Source organism: Hyalangium sp. (assembly GCF_035629615.1).
GTDB lineage: Bacteria > Myxococcota > Myxococcia > Myxococcales > Myxococcaceae > Hyalangium.
This window is the reverse complement of sequence record NZ_DASPHO010000417.1, coordinates 1-17,300: the sequence shown is the minus strand read 5'-3', so window position 1 is coordinate 17,300 and position 17,300 is coordinate 1. Positions and strand designations below refer to the sequence as shown.

Below are 17,300 nucleotides of genomic sequence, written 5' to 3'. Positions count from 1 at the left end.
CGTTGTGGAACCAGGCCTCAGAGCGAGTACTTCAGCCCGATCAGCACCGTGCGCGGCGCGTTGGGCCGGGCGCCGTAAGGTCGGCGTGAGACAATGACCTGCTCGTTCAGCAGGTTGCGCGCGCTGAGGTAGACCTCGGCCTCCTTCGCGAAGCTCCAGCTCGCATTCAGGTCGAACGTCAGGAGGGCACCTGTCTTCTTGCCAGGCTCCACCTCACCCTGGCCTGCCTCCTCGCGCATGGAGTCAACGAAGCTCGCGCTCAGGTGGAGGCCCCCGCGCGCCGACTCCACGCCCGCGGAGGCGAAGAGCTGGTGCCTCGGCACGTAGGGCATCTCGTCCCCTGCGCGCACCAGGCCGTACTGCGGGTCCTCCGAGCGGAAGTCCTCGAGCAGCCGCGTCTGGGTGAATGTGTAGGAAAGCGAGGCCGGGAACGTCACTCCGCCGCCCGGCCGGAACGTCTTCTCCGCGAAGGCCTCCAGGCCCACGATGCGAGCCGCGCCGGCGTCCACCTGGCGATCCAGGTTCTCGTTCAGGCAGCCGTTGGAGAAGGTGCAGACATCCGTCAGGTTCGAGTAGGCGTTGAGGAAGCCCACCACCTCGAAGCGCTCGCCGCTGCGTGTCCACCGGGCGCCGCCCTCGAAGTTCACGCTCTTCTCAGGGAGCACCGCCTCAGGCTGGCCCGGCGCGGGCGGCGAGAAGCCACGGTACACCCCGGCGAACAGGCCCAGGGCCCGCGTGAGCGAGCCGTAGACGCCCAGGCCCGGCAGGATCACCTCGAGGGCTCCATCCTGGCGCGTCCCGGAGAGGTGGTTCACGGACTGCGAGCGCAGCAGCTCGAGCCGGACACCGGGTGTCACCACCAGTCGGCCCCACGTCACCGCGTCGGTCAGATGCAGCGCCACCGCGTGCGTCGAGTCGCGGTTGTTGGCGGTGGTGGCCGTGGGGCCGCCCTCCGGGACGAGCTCGCCGGCCACCATCCGAAAGCCATCCTCCGTGTGGTGCCTCTTGATGCTGTCGAAGTGGTAGCGCGCCCCAGCCTCCACGTTGTGGCTCAAGGGCCCCGTCGTCGTGGTCCACCGCGCCACGCTCTGGAGGCCCTGCGAAACGAAGGCGCGGTTGTTGGGGCCGATCAGGAGCGTCTCTCCGGATGTCGTGCTGTCGAGCTGCCCGGTGAGGACGCCGTAGTAGATGGCGTTGCGCGCGCTCGTGGGATCCGCGAGCACGCTGGCGATGTCGATCCCCTGGAAGCGGTTCACCTTGCGCCAGGTGCGGTGGTAGTCGTGCCGGTAGGCCTGCGTCGTCACCGCCAACGTGCCAGACTCGAACTGGTGGCTGAGGACCACCTGGGTGCGGTGGTTCTCCATGCGATCCAGGCGGCTCACGGCATAGCGGCGCACCGGGTTCGCCTGGAAGTCCTCGTCGCTCAGGCCCAGGTACGACTCGTTCGACACCTCATCCGAGTAGCCGAGCTTGAGCTGGAGGCTGTGGCGGGACGGGCCGCCCACATCGAGCCGGTGGCGTGCCTTCAGCATCCACTCGTTGCGGCGGAACCCCGTGTGGCCGTCTCCGTCCAGCTCCTTGAAGCCATTGCTCCGCAGGTGCAGCCCCTCCACCAGGAACCCTGAGCGCTCGGTGCTCGCCCCGTAGTGGCCGTGGAGCTTGCCGTACAGATCCTGGCCCGTGCCCACGTCCACACCGAAGTCCTCCTCGGCGGGGATGTCCCGGGTGATGAGCTCCACGGAGCCACCCACCGTCTGCGGGCCGTGCTGGATGGCCGCGGGCCCCTTGAGGATGCGCACGCTCTGCATGCGGGTCATCAGAGGGAAGTAGTAGGCCGCCGGAGCGGAGTAGGGGGCCGGGCCGAAGAGGACACCATCCTCCAGGAGCGTCACCTTCTTGCTGCGATCGGGGTTCACTCCGCGCAGGCCTACGTTGGGCCGCAGGCCGAACCCATCCTCACCGCGGGTATAGACGCCGGGGACGGACTGCAGGATCGCGTGCGGATCGTCCTGCTCGTAGCGCTGCAGCTTGCTCGACTTGACGATGTGGACCGAGCCGCTCGTCTTCGCCTCGGAGGTCCCCACGACCACGCTCTCGAACTTCGGCGGACTCGGCTCGGTGGGGGCGGCCGGGGCAGGCTCGGTCGCGGGCAGCGCCGCCTCAGGGGTGGGGCTCGGCTGCTCGGCGGGTGAGAGCCCCTCTGAGGGGGCGGAGCTCGTCCCCTCCGGCGTGGAGGTTGGGGGCAGGGTCTCCGGTGAAGGAGTGGGCACGGGTGAGGAGGGCGCTGGAGGGGCTGGCGCCGCAGGCTCACTCGCCTTCGAGGGCCCGGGCGGCGCCTGATTGGTCGGCGGAGGGGTGGACAGGGACTCCCCAGTCCCGGACGGCGCGGCGAGCCCTGGCTCCGCCGATTGAGCAGCCGCCCCTGTCGCGACGGCGAAGCAGATCGCCGCGACCACCCACATCCGTGCATGCATTGCGTACTTCTCCTTCAACGCGAGGCGCCTCCATGTCCTTCCGTCGTGCGCTTGTCAATGCCGCCCGTGTCCCAAGGCGGCGCGGCGCCAGGAGCCAGCGGAAGGGGGCCCTGGGCCCGCACTCCGTTCTGACTCCTGGCGCCAGTCACCGTGGCCAGGCCTACTTCTTCTCCACGGTGCCGGCGATCACCACCTTGCCGTCAGACTGGATGATGACGGCGCGCGCCATCTCCTCGAGGCCTGCCTGGACGACGTTGTGTGTCGCAACTCCCCCAGTACCGAAGGTCGTGTCCCGCGTGCCATCCGCGTTGAAGCGCGCCACGATCATGCGGTTGTCACCGCCCTCCGTGAGATAGCCCGCCGCATACGCCTTGCCCGCCGAGTCGAACGCGACGGCCCAGAAGCGATCGTTCGCGCTCTCGGAGATCGGGACGGGCTGGACGAAGTCGGTGCCGCTGCCGCCGCCGACGGGCAGCAGGAGCAGGAGCGCGTCGTCGTCCTGGCCGCCGCCGGTCAGGTAGCCCGCCGCGGCGACCCGATCGCCAGCCGGGGAGACGGCGGCACCGAAGAACGCCTCCTCGGGGCGGCCAAAGCTGAAGAGCTTGTAGCCATCCGTGGAGAAGGTCGTGTCCCGGGCTCCGTCCACGGTGAGCATCAACACCATGGCATCAACGTTCTGCGCGCCCGGAGTGCCGCTGCCCACCATGAACACGCGATCATCCGGCAGGACGACCAGGTTGCGCCCGCGATCGTTGTCACCCACCACGTCCAGCAAGAAGGTGCCGTTGGTGCCCCAGCTGGTGTCGAGCTGGCCGGCGCTGGTGTAGCGGAAGGAGACCAGGTCCACCTGGCCCGAGGGGGCGGTGCGGCCGTAGCCAGTCGTCACGTACTTGCCGGACTGGGTCTGGTGGCCCACGGCGTACGCCTCGGCCATGCCCCACTCGGTGTTGAGGGGATCGGCGGGCTGGAGCGGCATGGAGTTCACCACGCCCTTCGAGCCGAAGGTGGTGTCAGCCTTTCCGTCGTCGTTCAGCCGCGTCAGCACCACCCGGTTGGACGCCTGCGTCCCCACTCCCGTGGGCTGGGAGGTGTACCCCGAGGACACGATCTTCCCGTCGGGCTGGACGATGCCATTGCGCGCGTTGTCGCCCAGGTTGGAGAGGTTGAGGGTGCTGAAGCCGTTGGTGCCAAACGCCGTGTCGACCGCGCCACTCGCGGAGAGCCGGACGACGACCCGATCGACGTCGAGGCGATCGGTGCCCTTGCTGTGGCCGAACAGGACGATGCGATCCGTGCTGTCACGCGCAGCGCTCCACAGGGTCTCGCGCGCACTCGCAGTGCCAGGACCTACGTCCACGAGCGTGACACCGCCGCTGCCGAAGGAGGTATCCAGCGTGCCGTTCGTGTTGAAGCGCACGGCCGCGAACGCGGTATCCGGGGGGGGCTGAACCCCGCCATCCGTCCCGCCGTCCGGGATGTCTTGGCCACCGTCATTGCCGGGAGGATCATCGATAATCTCCGGGTCATCCCCGCAGCCGCCCGCAAGTGTCACCGCGAGCGCGAGCACCGCCGCGCCCATCAGTGTGGCCCCGAAGCCCGGCAACTCCGACTCGTTCCTCATGGTCTACCCCTCCTGTAGGGTTGAGAACAGAATTGAAAACGATAATCGTTATCAAAAAAGCGGCAGCTACCCTACCGTTCTTGAGAATGCTTGTCATTTCCAAAATCGCTTGATAGGGCTGCGCCATGCCACGAATCCGCTTCGAGACGTCCCCTCGCGCGTGCGTGCTCGTGCTCGCCGCGCTCACGTGTCTGGGTGCCTGCAAGGAGGAAGGGGGCGGGCCGGATGACGGGAAGCCGCCCGTGGCGGAGACCGCGCGCAAGGAGCTGCTGAGCGCCGTCGGGGCGTGCGTGCAGACGAACGCGAGGACCTTTCAGGCGGCGGCGGTGGAGCTGGAGTCGGCGGCGGTGGCCCTGGCCGCGAGCTCCGAGTCTGGCAAGCGCGAGGCCGCGCGCATGGCGTTCCACCGGGCGATGGATGCGTGGCAGGTGCTCGAGGCCATGCAGCTCGGGCCCGCGGCACCGCGGAGCCTGCCGGGTGGCGCGGAGCTGCGGGACCACATCTACTCCTGGCCCCTCGTCAGCCGGTGTGCCATCGAGGAGCAGATCGTCTCCCGCGGCTACGAGTCGCCAGACTTTCCGACCATGCTCGTGACCCGCCGTGGGCTCTACGCGGTGGAGTACCTGCTGTTCTACGAGGGGGGCGACACGGTCTGCCCGGCGAGCGCACCCATCGTGTCCGGGGGGACCTGGGCGGCGCTCTCGGCGGAGGAGCGGCAGTCGCGCAAGTACGCCTATGCCGCCGCGGCGGCCAGGGAGGTGCAGGTCCGCGCGGGGCAGCTCGTGGACGCGTGGGATCCGGCGAAGGGGAACTTCGTGGGGACGCTGGAGACGGCCGGCCCGGACAACGCGGTGTACCCGTCGGTCCAGCTGGCGCTGAACTCCGTGAGTGACGCGCTCTTCTATCTGGAGCGCGAGGTGAAGGACATGAAGCTTGCCCGTCCGCTAGGCCTCCGGGAGTGCGATGCGGAGACGTGCCCGGAGCAGCTGGAGTCGCGCTTCGCAGCGCGCTCGAAGGCGAACTTACGCGCCAATCTGGTGGGCTTCCGGCGAGTGGCCGAGGGATGCGGTGAGGGGTTTGTGGGGAAGGGGTTCGATGATCTGCTGGAGGCGGTGGGCTCCGAGCCGATGGCGGCGAAGCTGCGCGAGCGGCTGGTCGCGACCGAGGCCGCGCTCGCTGCGGTGGACGAGCCGGATCTGGCGCAGGCGCTCGCTCAGGACAAGGCCTCGGTGCGTGCGTTCTACGACGCGCTCAAGGCAGTGACGGACGTCCTCAAGACCGAGCTGGTCACGGTGCTGGATCTCGAGCTTCCCCAGTCCCTGGAAGGGGACAATGACTGAGCAGGAGGGGAGTGGGCGTCGTGAGGCCAGCCGCCTCTGGGAGCGCCTGCTTGCGCCGCGAGACATCGCGGCCCTGGCGGTCTTCCGGGTGGCGTTTGGCCTGATGGTCACGGTGTCCGCGGCGCGCTTCCTTGCCTACGGCTGGGTCGACGAGTTCTTCGTCCGGCCGAAGTTCCACTTTTCCTACTGGGGCTTCGGCTGGCTGCCCGCGCTCTCTGCCCCGTGGATCCACGCCGTCTTCGCGGCGCTGGGAGTGTTGGGGCTCTGCGTGGCGCTGGGCCTCTACTACCGCGTGGCGATAGCGCTGCTCTTCATCACGTTCACGTACGTCCAGCTCGTGGACGTCACCACCTACCTCAACCACTACTACCTGGTGAGCCTGCTGGCGGGGCTCCTCTGCTTCATCCCAGCGCACCGGGCCTTCTCCTTGGATGCGTGGAGGAACCCGTCGCTGCGGCAGGACTGGCTGCCGGCATGGTGCACGTACCTGCTGCGCTTCCAGGTGGGCGTGGTCTATGTGTTCGCCGGGCTGGCCAAGCTCACCAGCGACTGGTTGATCCATGCTCAGCCGCTGCAGATCTGGCTCTCGGCACGGACGAGCCTCCCGCTCGTGGGGCCGCTCCTGGATCAGCGGTGGGTCGCGTACGGCGCGGCTTGGTCGGGGTTCCTCTTCGACACGACCATCGTCTTCTTCCTGCTCATGCGGAGGGTGCGCCCGTTCGCGTATGCCGTGGTGCTGGCCTTCCACGCGGCCACGTGGGCGCTGTTCCCCATCGGGATGTTCCCGGTGATCATGGTCACCGCCGCGCTGGTCTTCTTCGATTCCTCCTGGCCGCGGTGGTGGGGCGAGCGCCTGCGCGCTGTGTTCCGGAGGGAGTCTCACTCACAGGTGCAGCCGGAGAGGCTCGAGGCGCCTGCCCTGGCGGCTCCTGGCTGGAAGGCCCGGCTCGCTCTGGGCGCGGCGGTGGCCTATGGCGTCCTCCAGCTCGTCCTGCCGCTGAGGACTCACCTCTACGGCGGCAACGTCCTCTGGCACGAGCAAGGGATGCGCTTCTCGTGGCGGGTGATGGCGCGGGAAAAGAACGGGAGCGTGACCTTCGTGGTGCGCTCCCCGGCTACCGGCAGGGAGTGGCATGTGCCTCCCCGCCAGTACCTCACGCCGATTCAGGAGCGGGAGATGTCCGTGCAGCCGGATCTCATCCTGCAGCTCGCTCGGCGCATTGCCCGCGACTTCGAGGCGGCGGGCAAGGGCCCTGTCGAGGTACATGCAGACGCGAGCGCATCACTGAACGGGCGCCCCGCGGCGGTCTTCGTGGATCCTGCAGTGGACCTGGCAAGAGAGGTGGATGGGCTGGCTTCCAAGGACTGGATCATTCCTGCTCCAGACTCGCCCCCCATTCGTCTCCGCCCCGCTCTTGCTCAGGGGAGGTAGTCTGAACGCCGCATGCACCGCTCTCTCCTGATTCCACGCTCCGCTGCTCTCTGTCTCGCCGCGCTTCTGCTGGCTTCTCCGGCTGCCGCTCAGCCCCCTCTCTCTCGGGAGGTGGACCGCCATGCCGCCAGTGTGGAAGCCAAGGTGGTGGCGTGGAGGCGAGACTTTCACCAACACCCCGAGCTCTCCTACGAGGAGAAGCGCACAGCGCAGCTGGTGGCTGACCACCTTCGTCGCCTGGGAATCGAGGTCCGGACCGGGGTAGGCGGCACGGGCGTGGTGGGCGTGCTCCGCGGAGGGCGGCCCGGGCCCGTGGTCGCGCTCCGAGCCGACATGGACGCGCTCCCGGTGACCGAGGAGGTGGATCTTCCGTTCAAGTCCACCGTGCGCGGCCGATTCAACGGGCAGGAGGTCGGCGTGATGCACGCCTGCGGCCATGACATGCACGTCGCCATGCTCATGGGTGCGGCGGAGGTGCTCGCCAACATGCGCGCCACGCTGCCGGGCACGGTCAAGTTCATCTTCCAGCCAGCCGAGGAGGCCTCAGGCACGGGGCCTGGCGGCGCAGTGGCCATGATCCGGGATGGCGTGCTCGACAACCCCGCGCCCGTCGCCATCTTTGGCCTGCACGTCTTCAGCGGCTCCCGAGCGGGCGAGGTGTTCTACCGGCCGGGTGGGGTCATGGCCAGCTCCGATGGGCTCACCATCGTCGTGCGTGGCCGCCAGACGCACGGCGCGATGCCGTGGGCGGGCGTGGACCCCATCGTCGTCGCATCACAGATCGTGCTCGGGCTCCAGACCGTGGTGAGCCGCCAGGTGGATCTCACTGCCAGCCCCGCCATCGTCACGATCGGCAGCATCACCGGCGGCGTCCGCGGCAACATCATCCCCGACACGGTCACCATGCAGGGGACTCTGCGCACCTTCGATGAGGAGATGCGCAAGCGGATCCACGAGCGCGTGCGCCAGGTGGCGGAAGGGATCGCGCAGAGCGCGGGTGCCACGGCAGAGGTGCAGATCCGCGCTGGCAACGGCGTCACCTACAACGAACCTGCACTCGTGGAGCGCATGCGCCCCACGCTGGAGCGGGTCGCCGGAAAGGCCCTGGCCCCCGGCCGGCAGACCACCACGTCCGAGGACTTCTCCGCCTTCCAGCAACGCATCCCCGGGATGTTCCTCTTCCTCGGCGTCACGCCCGAAGGCCAGGATCCCAAGAGCGCTCCGGCCAACCACTCGCCTCGCTTCCAGGCGGACGAGCGCGCACTCCCCATGGGTGTGCGGCTGCTCGCGAACCTGGCGGTGGACTACCTCACGGGTGCCAAGGCGAAGTAGCATCCACCCCACTCCCCACGTCATGGCTCGCTCCCAGGGAGCCGCGGGCGCCGAGAAGCGTGGCCCCACTCGCAGGGTCCAGGAGGGTGGGCCGAAGGGCGTATACCCTGTGCGCAGCGCCTCCCGGGAGCCCCGCCGAAGTGGCAAGCTGCCTTGAACTGGACGTTTCTGTGTGGCAGCGTTCAGCCGCTTTTCTACGTGTTCTGACAGGGGTTTGCATGCTGGCCGGGAGGTGGCGGCAGATCGGAGGCAGCTGGGGAGGATTCCTGGGGCGGGTGACGCTCGTGCTCGGGGCCGCGGTATGGCTGAGTGCCTGTGCGACAACACCGCCGCCAGTCGCGCCTTGCAAGGAGCCTCCGCCGATCGCTGTCCTCCTCGAAGCGAGCGAGCGCCTCAATCCGGACGACCGGGGTAACTCCCTGTCGACGATTGTCCAGGTGCTCCAGCTCAAGGACATCCGCCGCCTGGAGGCGTCGGAGTTTCAGGACGTGTGGCAGCGCTCCAAGGAGGTCCTCGAGGACGATCTGATCGCCTCGGACGAGCTGACACTCCAGCCGGGCCAGACGTTGACGCGGCAGCTGGCGCGCGATCCCAAGGCCACCTACGTCGTCGTGCTGGGCGTCTTCCGCCGGCCCGCGGGCCAGGTGTGGCGCTCGGTCCTGCGGCTGCAGGAGGTGACGCCCGAGCTGTGCGCCGCCGCGAAGAAGCCAGGGGCGCAGCCGCCTCCGCTTCACTTCTATCTCGAGGACTACCGGGTTGAGGCCCGGGGCCGGGCGGAGGGGCGAGGATGAAGATTCCGCAGCGCGTCGTGTGGTCCGAGGGGATGTTCATGAATCCCCAGCACCTCCAGCAGGCGGACCTGTACCACGAGTCCCTGCTGTCGGCCCGGCTGGGCGCCATGACGCCCTATGACTGGGGCGTGGTGGAGCTGGAGGTGGACGACAAGGCGCTGGCGGCAGGGCAGTTCCAGCTGCTGCGCTTCTTCGGCGTCCTCCCGGACGGGCTGCCCGTCACCTTCGAGCGCGGCCAGTCCGAGGAGCCGCCGGGTCGTCCCGTCGAGGAGCACTTCGGCGCCTCCAAGAAGTCGCTCGATGTGTACCTGGGTGTGGCGCGCGAGCGTGACGGCGTGGCCAGCTACGGCGAGCCCAACGGCTCCACCACGGCGCCGCGCTTCAGCGTGGTGAACCGCTCGGTGGCGGATCTGATCACCACTGAGTCCATGTCCGCCGTCTCCTTCGCGCAGCGCAACATCCGCTTCCTCTTCGGCACCGAGCCGCGTGAGGACTATGAGGTGATCAAGATCGCGGAGCTGATGCGCGACAAGACGGGTGCCGCGGTGCTGGCACCCTCGTACATTCCCCCGAGCCTGCGCGTCTCCGCCTCGGCCTACATCCTGGCCAACCTGCGGCAGCTGTTGAAGTCCATGCACGGCAAGCAGCGCGAGCTGTCCGACACGCGCCGTCACCGGGACGAGGCCTCGCTGGAGTTCACCGGCGCGGACGTGACGAAGTTCCTGCAGCTCAGCGCGCTCAACGGGCTCATCCCCCAGGTGGCCCACGCGGTGGAGGCGGCAGACATGTCGCCGCAGTTCCTCTACCTGCTGCTGTGCCAGGCCGCCGGTCAGCTCTCCACGTTCTCCACGGACTCGGATCCGGCCAACCTGCCCAAGTTCCAGTACACCAACTTGCGCGCCACCTTCGAGGGGCTCTTCCTCAAGCTGGACGGGCTGCTGCGCTCGGTGGCGATCGAGCAGTCCGTCGCCATTCCGCTGGAGTCTCGCAAGGACGGCATGCACCTGGGGCGGCTCGAGGATGAGCGGCTGGCGCGCTGCACCCAGTTCATCCTCGCGGTGAAGAGCGAGGTGACCGAGCAGCAGACGGCTGACCAGCTCCCCGCACTGGCGAAGATCGCCAGCTGGGACGAGATCCACAACATCATCCAGGCCGCCACGCCCGGTGTCCCCCTGGTGGTGACGTTCCGGCCTCCGCCCGAGATCCCGGTCAGGCCGAGGGTCGTCTACTTCTCGCTCGATATCACCGACCGGTACTGGAAGGACGCCGTCAAGGATCAGACGCTCGCCATCTACCTGCCCCAGCCCTTCGATCCCTCGCGCACCAAGCTGGAGCTGATGGCCGTGCCCGGGAAGAAGGAAGGCAGCAGGGGGCGCTGAGGTACCCATGGACCGGCTCAATCTCATCACCAAGGACTGCTTCGGCGCGCTGCTGCAGATCCGCCAGGCGGAGCCTGGCGCGCTGCCCGCGCCGGAGCAGGTGCAGGAGCGCCTGCGCAAGTTCGTCACCGAGATGATGCGCAACGCCCGGGACGAGGGGCTGCCGCAGCAGGACGTGGATGACATCGCCTACGCCCTCGTCGCGCTGGCGGACGAGCTGGCCCTGGGCAAGTCCGACGAGTTCCGCGATTACTGGCTCTCCAACCTCCTGCAGTTCCAGTACTTCAAGGAGAACCGCGCCGGCGAGGGCTTCTTCACCAAGCTCCAGGAGATCCGCAAGGATCGCCAACGCACGGAGGCGCTGCGCGCCTACTACCTGTGCCTCATCTTCGGCTTCCAGGGCCGCTACCGGGTGCGCGGCGGCGAGCTGGAGCTGATGCAGCTCATCGAGCAGCTCCAGCGGGATCTGGCGCCCTCCTTCAAGTTCGACTCGGAGACGCTGTCACCCAACGGGGACAGGCCGGCCGGCAACCTGAAGGCGGCCAAGCGGACCCTGCCGCTGGTGGCCATCTCCGGGGGCGTCGTCGTCTTCGCGCTGCTCGTGTACGGCGGGCTGCGGCTCGGGTTGAGCAGCAGCGTCTCCTCGCTCGTCGAGGAGATCGAGGCCGCCTCCACCACCTCTTCTTCTCCAGCCCCGGCTGCCAAGCCCTAAGGGAGCCCGCGGATGCTCAAGTACATCTTCGCCGCGCTGGCGGCCGCGATTCTCTGGGCGGTGGTGCTGGTGTTCCAGCTGCCGATCTGGATCGCCATCGTGGCCACCACGCTCATCATCGTGGGCCTGATCGCGCTCGTCGCGGTGCGGCACATCAAGGCCGCCAAGGCCGCGGGAGACATCGAGAAGGCGCTGTCGGCCCAGGCGGACGCGCACGCCGCCAACGCCCGGCCGGATCTGCAGGAAGAGGTCCAGCAGATGCAGGCCGAGTTCGCCAAGGCGATCGCGGCGCTGAAGACCTCCAAGCTGGCGCGGGGCCGGGGTGGCAAGGAGGCCCTCTCCGTCCTGCCCTGGTACATGATCATCGGCCCGCCGGGCTCCGGTAAGAGCACGGCGCTGCGCAACTCGGGCATCAAGTTCCCGTACCTGTCCTCGCGCGGTGGCGGCGTGAAGGGCGTGGGCGGTACGCGCAACTGCGAGTGGTGGCTCACCAACGAGGCGGTGATCCTCGACACCGCCGGCCGCTACACCACCGAGGACGATGACCGGGACGAGTGGTTCTCCTTCCTGGACATGCTCAAGCGCAACCGCACGAAGAAGCCGGTCAACGGCCTCATCATCGCGGTGAGCGTGGGCGACATCATCGGCATTGACGAGGAGGAGAGCATCCAACTGGCGCAGCGGCTGCGCGAGCGCCTGGACGAGGTGATGGAGCGATTGAAGATGATCGTCCCTGTCTACCTCATGTTCACCAAGTGCGACCTGCTGGCCGGCTTCGTGGACGTCTTCGGGGATCTGTCCAAGTCGGACCGGGGGCAGATCTGGGGCTTCACCGCCCCGGTGATGGACAAGAGCGAGGACCTGGGCGCGGTCTTCAAGGAGCGCTTCGACGAGATGTCCGAGGTGGTGGAGCAGCGCTCCATCCAGCGGATGGGCGAGGAGCGGCACCCGGAGACGCGCGAGCGCATCTATCGCTTCCCGCAGCAGTTCGAGGGCCTGCGGGAGAACATCGCGGCCATGGTGCAGACGCTCTTCGCGGAGAACGTGTACCAGGACTCGCCGGTGATGCGCGGGGTGTACTTCAACAGCGGCACGCAGGAGGGCAGCCCCATCGATCGCGTGATGAACGCGATGGCGGACGCCTTCGGCATCCGGCGCTCGCTGGAGTCCAGCAACAAGCCCGCGGTGGAGGCGCGCAGCTACTTCCTGCGCGACGTCTTCGCCAACGTCATCTTCCCGGATCAGGATCTGGCGGTGCAGAGCACGGCCGAGGATCGGCGCCAGAAGCAAGTCCAGTACGCCTATGCGGGCGGCGCGCTGGTGCTGGCCCTGCTGATCCTCCTGTTCCCGACGATCGCCTTCTTCCAGAACCGGTCGATGATCCAGGACACCCGGAAGCTCTTCCAGGCGCAGCAGAGCAGCCAGGCGAGCACCTCCACGGCCTCCATCGCGGTGGAGGATCTGCGTGTGCTGCGCGACAGGCTCGACGAGCTGCTCAAGTGGGAGGACGAGGGGCCACCCACGGGCATGCGCTTTGGCATGTACCGGGGCAGCGCGCTCTTCGAGCCGCTGCGCAAGTTCTACGGGGCCGCGGTCCGGCGCACCTTCGTGGAGACGGTGCTGGCGCAGGACATGAAGGATCTGGCGGCCTTCGCCAAGAAGCACGAGGGTGAGGAGGCGCAGCCGGACGAGCGTGAGTACGCGCGCTACTTCAGCATGCTCAAGCTCAACCTGCTGCTCACGGGCCCGCGCACGGAGGCGGAGCCGCCGCTCGGGGAGAACGAGCGGGCGTGGATCGTCGCCAACCTGGTGAGCCGCTGGGCCAACCGCTCCGGCTTCGCGGAGAGCGCGGACCGCCAGCGCATCCTCGGCGAGCACCTGGATCTGTACGTGAAGCTGCTGGCGCAGGAGCCGTCGCTGGCCTTCAACCGCAACGACAAGATCATCAACGACACCCGGACCGCCCTGGGCAAGCTCCCCTTCGAGCGGCTGCTGCTCAACCAGATCATCGCGGACGTGGGCCGCGACGCCGATCTGAAGCTCTCCAACATCCTGGGAGGCACCGCCTCCAACATCAAGTCCAAGGGCCTGGTGCGCGGCGCCTTCACGCGCAGGGGCTGGGACAAGGTGGTGCGGGACAGGCTGGAGTCGCCGCTGCAGAATGCGGATCTGTGGGTCCTGAGCCGCACCACCAAGGACTCCACCGACGCGGAGATCGAGCGGCTCATCAGGGCGCTCTCGTCGCTCTACTTCGAGCAGTACATCACCGAGTGGCAGACCTTCCTCGGCAGCATCGAGGTGGCACGGCCGGGCTCCAACGCCGAAGTCCTCGCGGCGCTGGAGGAGCTCACCCGAGGCAAGCCACCGCCGCTGGCGCGCCTGTTCCAGGCGCTTGGGTACAACACCAAGCTGCCGAACAAGAGCGCGACGGAAGATCTGGGGGACGATCTCCTCAAGAAGCTCAAGGACAAGATCAACAAGGGGGCCCCCAAGGACGCCAAGGACGGCATCAACGCGGGCATCAAGTTCGCTGCGAACTCCGCCGAGGACACGGGCGAGCTCGTGTACACACCGCCCCATGTGCAGGCCGCCTTTGACTCGCTGGTGAAGTTCGGCGTGGCGCCGCCCCCGGCCACGCCCGACTCGCCGCCTGAGTCCGTGCAGCTGGATCTCTACCAGGAGCAGCTGGTGTTCATCCGGGATGCGCTGCGCCAGTTCCTGGAGAACCCCTCGGAGGGCAAGGCGCTGGGCTCCCGGCTGGCCACGGCCCGCGTGCAGATCCAGTCGCTCGTCAATGGGCAGGAGGATCCCAACATCCGGCCGCTGCTCGGCAAGCTGCTGATGCCGCCGCTGGATGCCGCCACCTCGCTGGCCAGCCGCGAGGCGGGCACTGCCATCAACCAGAGCTGGTGCAGCGAGATCGTGGACTCCTTCAAGCGCAACCTGGCCAATCGCTATCCCTTCAACCGCAACGGCCATGACGCGGCGCTCGCGGACGTGGGCGAGTTCTACCGGCCGGGCAGCGGCACGATGTGGGGCTACTTCGAGACGTCGCTGAAGGAGGACGTGCGGCGGGCCGGCGACAAGTTCCAGTTCATCCGGAAGCTGGGCGGCACCTCGCTGCAGCCCGTGCTGCTCAACTACCTCAAGCGCTCCTATGACATCTCCACCTCGCTGTTCTCCCCCAACGGCGCCGAGCCGCAGATGAAGTTCTCCATCAGCATCCGGCCCTCGCCGCAGCTGTCGTCCATCACCTTCTCGGTGGACGGCAAGGAGGTGGTCTACAAGAACGAGCCGGAGCGGTGGACGCAGTTCATCTGGCCGGGGGATGGGAAGACCTCGGGCGCCTTCATCAAGGTGCGCAGCCCGCGCAGCAGCGGCCCCGAGGAGCTCATCCGCGAGGGCGAGTGGGGCCTGTTCCGCCTCATGGAGGAGGGCGCGGCCCAGATCGACAAGGGCTCTCGCGTCTTCACGATGACGTGGAAGATGCCTCAGACGAAGTCGGAGGTGGTGATCGACTTCAAGCCCGAGCGCACCGCCACGCCTTTCTTCGGTACGTCCCCAGGGCCAGCGACGGCGGTGCTTCAGCCATTCCGCGCTGCCGGAGTGACGCCCCCGCGGACGATCGGAAGGGGAGCCGGATGTTCGGAGTGAAAGCAAACAGCGTCGCGCTGCTGGGCAAGGCTCCCTGCCAGGGGGACTTCATCCGCTGGAACGCCGCGGATCCGGTCTCGGCGCAGTTCCACAAGTGGCTGGAGGAGGGCCACGAGGCCGTCCGGCGCGCCAACCTCACGCTCCCGGCTGAGCCCATCTGCTTCGTCTACAGCGCCGCCGGCGGCCGCCAGGCCCTGCTCGGGATGATGGCCCCCAGCAGCGACAAGGTGGGCCGGCAGTTCCCGCTCACCGTCTTCGTGCCGGTGGATCTGGGGCCGATCTCGGGCAACGCCGCGACGCTGTACGGCTCGCACCAGGCCTTCTTTGACGGCGCGCGGCAGCTGCTGGCGGACGCGGCGAAGCTGTCCGCGGACGAGCTGGGCAAGCGGGTGGAGGCCCTGGGCGCTCACGCCAGCGGGGACTCCGGCGCCGCGGAGACCTACCGGCGCAGGGTGCTGGCGGCACCCGCCTCGGCCATGACGGCGCTGTTCAGCGGGGATGGCGCTCCGGCGTTCACGAAGTACTACGCCTTCCGGACCTTCATGATGGCGTGCGCGGCCGAGCGCGGGAAGGAGCCCTCCAAGCCCGGCGTGACGCTGGACTGCCCCTTTCCGGAAGCGGTGGGGCCCTACCCGTGGGTGGAGCTGGCGCGGCGGATGCTGCAGTGGCGCGCGATGACGCCGGCCCTCTTCTGGCACCTCGGGCCAAGCCCACGGCTGCTGGTGTCGCTCGGGCCGCCGTCATCGACCCTGCTGATTCACCTGGCCAAGGCCGATCACTCCAGCATGAAGCTCTGGCCGCTGCGCACGAAGGCAACCAACGCCATCGAGACCGCGAAGCAGGCGCTCACTACCAAGCAGCGGAGCGCGCTCGATGACGAGAGCGCCACGACGGAGACGTTGATCCTGGCGTTCACGAGCTGAGCAGCAACATGGGGGAGAGGTGACATGCCAGTCTCGATCGATCAACTGCGGGAGAAGGCCAAGAGCTGGATCGAGCCCTGCTCCGCGGCGGCTCCGGCCGGCGCCGCGGCGAAGACGAACCCTCAGTACGAGGCCGTCGTCGCCGAGATGACCAAGCTCGAGTCCGTGACGGGTGGCGCCGTGGACTGGGCCATGGTGCTCGACTCCAGCGGCAAGGTGCTCCAGTCCGTCTCCAAGGATCTGCGCATCGCCACGTATCTGGCCTTCGGCCTCTACCAGACGCAGGGGCTGGATGGGCTGGCCACGGGTCTGGTGCTCGTCTCCGAGATCATGGATCGGTACTGGCCGGGCCTCTTCCCGGAGCTGACCCGCATGCGCGGCCGCGCCAATGCCCTGGGCTGGCTCATTGAGCGCACCACCCAGACGCTGGCCGACACTCCGCTCGACGGCGGCGCACGAGAGCGCGTCGAGGCGCTCGATGTGGCCGCCGCGCGGCTGGCGGAGGTCGCCCGGCAGAAGTTCGAGGCCAACGGTCCCGCCGTCCGGCCGCTGCTGGAGAGCGTGCAGCGCCTCAAGGCCTCGCTGCCCGCGGAGGCTGCGCCCCCTCCGCCGCCTCCACCGGTCCAGGCCAAGCCCACCACCTCGGTCCCTCCGCCGCCGTCCATTCCTCCGGTGACGGTGCCCGCGGCGGCCCCGGCCGTCAGCGATCTGCCACCCGTGGCAGCGCTGTCCGGCACAGAGGGGGTCTCCGACTTCCTGCGCCAGACGGGCACGGCGCTGATCAATGCGGCGAGCACCCTGCGGCGCGCGGTGGCCACCGACCCTCAGTCCTACCGGATGCTGCGCGTGGGCCTGTACCTGCACCTGGTCCAGCCGCCGCCCGCGGACGCCAGCGGGAAGACGTCGATCCCCGCGCCGCCCCCGGCGCTGCGCACGCAGCTCGAGAAGATGGCGGCCAATGGCAAGTGGGCCGAGGTGCTGGAGGAGGCCGAGTCCGCCCTCATGCAGTACCGCTTCTGGGTGGATCTGCACTCCCTGAGTGCCCGCGCGCTGGCGGAGCTGGGGCCCACCTTCGGGCCCGCGCGCCAGGCGCTGCTGGGAGAGCTGGGCTCCTGGCTCAAGCGCATGCCCTCGGTGCCCAAGTTCCTCTTCGGAGATGGCTCACCCGCGGCGAGCGGGGAGACGCGGGCGTGGCTGGACTCGGAGCTGACCCCACCTGCCGCGTCGGGGGGCGCATCCTCGACCGGCAGGGGAGAGGCAGAGGACGGCGACGAGGAGGAGGAGGCGCTCACCGAGGCCCGCAAGCTGCTGGGTGCAGGCAAGGCCCCCGAGGCGATCGGGCTCCTCCAGAAGCGCGTGGAGGGCGCCACGTCCAGTCGCAGACGTTTCAGGGCACGGCTGGCGCTCGCAAAACTTTGCGCCGCCAGCGGCCAGCCCAACGTGGCCCGGGCCCTCTACGAGGCGCTCGATCGAGAGGCTGTCGAGCGAGGGTTGGACATGTGGGAGCCAGTACTCGCGGCGGAGTGCCTGGAGGGCCTCTTGGGGGTTTCCCGACCCCAGCCTAAAGCGGGTGAAGGACTGGTCTCGGAGTTCAACGCCCGGTATCATCGCCTGTGCCTGATCGATCCCAGCGCTGCCCTGA

The 17,300-nt window shown here is 68.5% G+C and carries 11 protein-coding genes; 9 read left to right on the top strand and 2 right to left on the bottom strand.

Going from position 1 to position 17,300, the window contains the following annotated elements; translation table 11 throughout:
* Window positions 1-17: 17 nt before the first annotated feature.
* The gene (locus VD972_RS21235; protein ID WP_324989788.1) at window positions 18-2,474 is read right to left on the bottom strand and encodes a TonB-dependent receptor family protein; all 2,457 of its coding nucleotides are present in this window, start codon (window positions 2,472-2,474) and stop codon (window positions 18-20) included.
* Between the two features lie 160 nt (window positions 2,475-2,634).
* Window positions 2,635-4,095, bottom strand: coding sequence for a hypothetical protein (locus VD972_RS21230; protein WP_324989786.1), 1,461 nt, complete (start codon window positions 4,093-4,095; stop codon window positions 2,635-2,637).
* A 125-nt stretch (window positions 4,096-4,220) separates the two neighbouring features.
* Between VD972_RS21230 and VD972_RS21225 the strand changes: the two genes are divergently transcribed.
* The 9 genes from VD972_RS21225 to tssA form a co-directional block, all read left to right on the top strand.
* The gene (locus VD972_RS21225) at window positions 4,221-5,435 is read left to right on the top strand and encodes an imelysin family protein (RefSeq protein ID WP_324989784.1); all 1,215 of its coding nucleotides are present in this window, start codon (window positions 4,221-4,223) and stop codon (window positions 5,433-5,435) included.
* Window positions 5,428-6,867, top strand: coding sequence for an HTTM domain-containing protein (locus VD972_RS21220; protein ID WP_324989782.1), 1,440 nt, complete (start codon window positions 5,428-5,430; stop codon window positions 6,865-6,867). The genes VD972_RS21225 and VD972_RS21220 overlap by 8 nt, the downstream gene beginning before the upstream one ends.
* A 147-nt stretch (window positions 6,868-7,014) precedes the next feature.
* On the top strand, window positions 7,015-8,199 hold the full coding sequence (locus VD972_RS21215; protein WP_324989780.1) for an amidohydrolase: 1,185 nt from the start codon (window positions 7,015-7,017) through the stop codon (window positions 8,197-8,199).
* 218 nt (window positions 8,200-8,417) lie between these two features.
* Window positions 8,418-8,990 (top strand): type VI secretion system lipoprotein TssJ, encoded by a 573-nt coding sequence (gene tssJ, locus VD972_RS21210; RefSeq protein WP_324989778.1) that lies wholly within the window; start codon window positions 8,418-8,420, stop codon window positions 8,988-8,990.
* Window positions 8,987-10,369: a type VI secretion system baseplate subunit TssK gene (tssK, locus tag VD972_RS21205; RefSeq protein WP_324989776.1), complete on the top strand. Its 1,383-nt coding sequence runs from the start codon at window positions 8,987-8,989 to the stop codon at window positions 10,367-10,369. Before tssJ ends, tssK begins: the two co-directional genes overlap by 4 nt.
* Window positions 10,370-10,376: 7 nt before the next feature.
* Window positions 10,377-11,081, top strand: coding sequence for a DotU family type IV/VI secretion system protein (locus VD972_RS21200; protein ID WP_324989774.1), 705 nt, complete (start codon window positions 10,377-10,379; stop codon window positions 11,079-11,081).
* Between the two features lie 12 nt (window positions 11,082-11,093).
* A complete protein-coding gene (gene tssM, locus VD972_RS21195; RefSeq protein ID WP_324989773.1) occupies window positions 11,094-14,735 on the top strand; it encodes a type VI secretion system membrane subunit TssM in 3,642 nt (1,213 codons plus the stop codon).
* Window positions 14,732-15,658, top strand: coding sequence for a type VI secretion system-associated protein TagF (gene tagF, locus VD972_RS21190; protein WP_324989771.1), 927 nt, complete (start codon window positions 14,732-14,734; stop codon window positions 15,656-15,658). Before tssM ends, tagF begins: the two co-directional genes overlap by 4 nt.
* Window positions 15,659-15,682: 24 nt before the next feature.
* Window positions 15,683-17,300: type VI secretion system protein TssA (tssA, locus tag VD972_RS21185; protein ID WP_324989769.1), on the top strand; the 1,618-nt coding region annotated here is incomplete at its 3' end.

What these genes read in the sequence shown, in the direction of transcription:
- VD972_RS21235 (WP_324989788.1), bottom strand. Translation starts at nt 2,474, where the DNA reads ATGCATGCACGGATGTGGGTGGTCGCGGCGATCTGCTTCGCCGTCGCG.
- VD972_RS21230 (WP_324989786.1), bottom strand. Translation starts at nt 4,095, where the DNA reads ATGAGGAACGAGTCGGAGTTGCCGGGCTTCGGGGCCACACTGATGGGC.
- VD972_RS21225 (WP_324989784.1), top strand. Translation starts at nt 4,221, where the DNA reads ATGCCACGAATCCGCTTCGAGACGTCCCCTCGCGCGTGCGTGCTCGTG.
- VD972_RS21220 (WP_324989782.1), top strand. Translation starts at nt 5,428, where the DNA reads ATGACTGAGCAGGAGGGGAGTGGGCGTCGTGAGGCCAGCCGCCTCTGG.
- tssJ (WP_324989778.1), top strand. Translation starts at nt 8,418, where the DNA reads ATGCTGGCCGGGAGGTGGCGGCAGATCGGAGGCAGCTGGGGAGGATTC.
- tssK (WP_324989776.1), top strand. Translation starts at nt 8,987, where the DNA reads ATGAAGATTCCGCAGCGCGTCGTGTGGTCCGAGGGGATGTTCATGAAT.
- VD972_RS21200 (WP_324989774.1), top strand. Translation starts at nt 10,377, where the DNA reads ATGGACCGGCTCAATCTCATCACCAAGGACTGCTTCGGCGCGCTGCTG.
- tssM (WP_324989773.1), top strand. Translation starts at nt 11,094, where the DNA reads ATGCTCAAGTACATCTTCGCCGCGCTGGCGGCCGCGATTCTCTGGGCG.